Below are 263 nucleotides of genomic sequence, written 5' to 3' on the forward strand. Positions count from 1 at the left end.
GAAGAGGCCATGCGCCAACTGCGCGGGCGGGATATCAGCATGGTGTTCCAGGAGCCCATGAGTGCCCTTAATCCACTGTTGCGGGTGGGCGAGCAGATCGATGAAACCCTGCGTGCCCATGGTGTGGCATCGGCGCGTGTGCGGCGTCAGCGGGTGGTGGACTTGCTTGGTTATGTCGGCTTGCCTGAGCCTGAGCGGTTGCGCCTGGCGTATCCGTTTGAACTGTCGGGTGGGCAGCGTCAGCGGGTGGTGATCGCCATGGC

The 263-nt window shown here is 63.5% G+C and carries 1 protein-coding gene; it reads left to right on the plus strand.

All coding sequences use genetic code 11. The features are described from left to right. Window positions 1-263: ATP-binding cassette domain-containing protein (locus HX875_RS32965; RefSeq protein ID WP_256348228.1), on the plus strand; the 263-nt coding region annotated here is incomplete at both ends.

The organism is Pseudomonas yamanorum, from assembly GCF_013386765.1.
Lineage (GTDB): Bacteria > Pseudomonadota > Gammaproteobacteria > Pseudomonadales > Pseudomonadaceae > Aquipseudomonas > Aquipseudomonas yamanorum_A.